Origin of the sequence: Sulfurimonas sp., from assembly GCF_032250635.1 — a bacterium.
Taxonomy (GTDB): Bacteria; Campylobacterota; Campylobacteria; order Campylobacterales; family Sulfurimonadaceae; genus Sulfurimonas.
Window position 1 is genome coordinate 1 of the sequence record NZ_JAVVFL010000230.1, and the last position, 3,087, is coordinate 3,087.

Consider the following 3,087-nt stretch of genomic DNA (forward strand, 5'->3'; position numbering starts at 1 on the left):
ATCCAGTCCGGTGTGGAGGCTCCCGCACTTATTCCGCAAAACTCTTTGCCCTCAAACCATGAAAAATCTAGATCGTTTTCATCTTCTATATGATAGCTGTCTGTGCAGTTGTCTTTTGAGATACTAAATAGCTGCTTTGTGTTTGATGAATTTTTTCCGCCTATAATTATCATAACATCAGCTTTTTTTGAGATTTTTCTTACCGCTTCTTGATTTTCAAATGTTGCATTACAGATAGTGTTAAAGACCCTTACCTCTTTATAACGCGGAATCAGGTAGTTGGCAATCTCTAAATAATCTTCAACTTTTCTGGTTGTTTGAGCCACCAAAGCTATCTTCTCTTTTAGTTTTAAATCCTCTAGCTCTTGGGGAGATGTTACTACTCTGGCACCGTATGTTGCATAGCTTTTAACGCCTTTTATCTCGGGATGCGACTCATCTCCAAAAATAATTATCTCATACCCCTGCTCACTCATCTCTTGGCAAATCTGCTGCGGTTTTGTCACATAAGGACATGTCGCATCTACAACATCTACGTTGTTCTCTTTTAGCTCTGCGAGCTCATTCTTTGGTATGCCGTGTGTGCGGATAACCGCCTTATCACCGGGAGAGAAGCTCTTATGATTGTCAGTCAAACTTACTTTAAAATCTTTCTCAAGTCTCTCAATCTCTTTTGAGTTGTGAATAAGCGGTCCATAAGTTGAAGAGTTTTTATTCTCTTCGGCAATTTTAATTGCACGTTTCACACCAAAACAAAATCCGTAACTCTCTGCTAATTCTATTTTCATCTATAAAAACTCTACCTTTGTTATTTTTTGAACTATTTCAAAAAAGTTTGGAAAAGAGGTGTTTATGCACTCTAAATCTGTTACATGCATGCCGCACTTCATTCCTGCAATAATAAAACTCATAGCAATTCTATGATCTCCATGGCTGTCTATTGTAGAGGCTTTTAACTCACCGCCCTTTACACTGTAGCCGTCATGAACTTCATCCACTTCAATACCGCAAGCTCTAAGTCCATTTACTACAGTAGAGATTCTATCACTCTCTTTTACTCTAAGCTCCTCGGCATTTTTAACCACACTCACACCATCAGCGCATGCAAAAGCTATAGAGAGCGCGGGAAGTTCATCAATAAGCCATGATATATTATCTTCGACAACAATACCTTTAAGAGGAGAATACTTTACGCGTATATTTCCAATTGGCTCATACTTGTTATCAATCGTCTCATAGCTAATATCAGCACCCATTCTCTCTAAAGCCCTAAACGCTTCTATTCGTGTCGGATTTAACGTAACGCCCTCTAATAGAACATCGGAACCGGGCATTATAGCAGCCGCAACGGCAAAGAAAAATGCACTTGAGGGATCAGAAGGCACTCTGATTTTAAGCGGAGAGAGGAGTTTTTTCATAGGCTTAATTCTGGTTGTCAAGCCGTCTGTCTCTATCTCTGCACCCATCCCTTTTAGCATTCTCTCGGTATGGTCACGACTCAGTTCAGGCTCGCTGTAACTACACTCGCCATCTGCTCTAAGAGCGGCTAAAATCATCGCACTTTTAACCTGTGCCGAAGCTATTTTGCTCTTATAATCAAACGCACTAAGTGACGCACCGCGTATGCTTAGCGGCGCCAAATCGCCGTTGTTTCTTCCGTCTAGTTTTGCGCCGATATCACGAAGCGGAGCAGTTACTCTCTTCATAGGGCGGCGTCTTAAGTACTCATCTCCGGTTAAAACAAAATGCCCCTCTGCCGAGCTTAAAAGTCCACAAAAGAGTCTCATTCCGGTTCCGGAATTACCGCAGTCAAGTATCTCACTGCTCTCCTTAATCCCCTCAGAACTTATTTTAATAGTTACGCCGTCATCAACCACTGTTGCGCCGAGATTTTTTACTATATTAAGCGAGTTTAGCGTATCTTCGGCTCTTAAAAAGTTGGTAATCTCACTCGTTCCCTCTGCAAGCATTGCAAACATGGCAGATCTGTGCGATATTGACTTATCAGGCGCTATCTCGGATATAGCAAGCGAGAATGGCGACGCTTTTGTAACTTTTACACTTCTCATCTGATACTAATTCCCAGTTTATCTTTAAGCGCATCTAAAACACTCTGTATAGATTTGGTAATATCATCCTCTTCGAGCGTCTTATCCATTGGCTGCAGAACAAATCTTATGGTCAAACTCATGTTTTGACCCAAAGACTCATCGCTGTATTTGTCAACAGGATAGAAACGAACAAGATGCTCTACGGAGGCTTCTTCTATAACACTCTTGACTTTTTCATAGTGCATCTCTTTTGGCATAACTAAACTCAAATCTCTATGTGATGCCTGATACTTTGAGCTGTTTTTTGCAGTTTTCAGCCCGCTTGGCAGCTTTGAGAAATCGAGCTCGCACATATAAGTTGCATCCAGGTCATAACTCTCTTCTACATCCGGATGAACACGAAATAGCTCTCCTACACTTTCTCCCTCAATAATAATCTGTGCAGATTGAAAAGGGTGTGAGAGCGAGTGCGTAGTTTTAAACTCTTTAAGTTCAAACTCTCCTATGATGTTAGAGATCTTCTGAACAAAAAATCCAAAATCCACTTTAGGCGGTTTCCCTGCGTTTGACAAACATTCCGATTCTCTATCTCCAGAAAACAGAACCGCCATCCTTACAGACTCTTCTCTTTGAGAGTTAAACACAGAACCCACTTCAAATAGTTTTACGGACGAATAGCCGTTTTTGGAGTTATTTGATGCAGCTTTTAGAAGACCGCTAAGAAGAGTAGACCTTAGAGTGTCAAGAGTATTGATAATAGGGTTTAGTAGCTCTTTGCTCTCATCGAGGGTCTCAAACCCATACTGCTCTAAAACTCTCTTTTCGTCAAAAACAAAGTGAACCGACTCAAAAAAGCCGCTAAATGCAGCTTTATGTCTATAGTCGCGCCTTTTTTTATATGTGAAATAGTCATCTTTAAGCCTGTTCTCCTCCGTAAAGCTAAAAGGTTTTGAAGGAATATTATCAATCCCGACAAGACGAACAATCTCTTCTACAATATCTTCTGGCAATTTAACATCTTTGGTAGAACGAAAGG

The 3,087-nt window shown here is 40.8% G+C and carries 2 protein-coding genes and 1 pseudogene; all 3 read right to left on the bottom strand.

Annotated elements, in window-relative coordinates:
- On the bottom strand, window positions 1-788 hold a 788-nt coding region (locus tag RQ763_RS11060), incomplete at its 3' end, for a 4-hydroxy-3-methylbut-2-enyl diphosphate reductase (RefSeq protein WP_314153028.1).
- On the bottom strand, window positions 789-2,069 hold the full coding sequence (gene aroA, locus RQ763_RS11065; RefSeq protein ID WP_314153029.1) for a 3-phosphoshikimate 1-carboxyvinyltransferase: 1,281 nt from the start codon (window positions 2,067-2,069) through the stop codon (window positions 789-791).
- Window positions 2,066-3,087: pseudogene (locus RQ763_RS11070) on the bottom strand (phenylalanine--tRNA ligase subunit beta); the annotation flags it as partial. The gene aroA and the pseudogene RQ763_RS11070, both read right to left, overlap by 4 nt.

Bases quoted from the DNA above. Each gene is read 5' to 3' on its own strand.
- aroA (WP_314153029.1), bottom strand. From the start codon at position 2,069: ATGAGAAGTGTAAAAGTTACAAAAGCGTCGCCATTCTCGCTTGCTATA.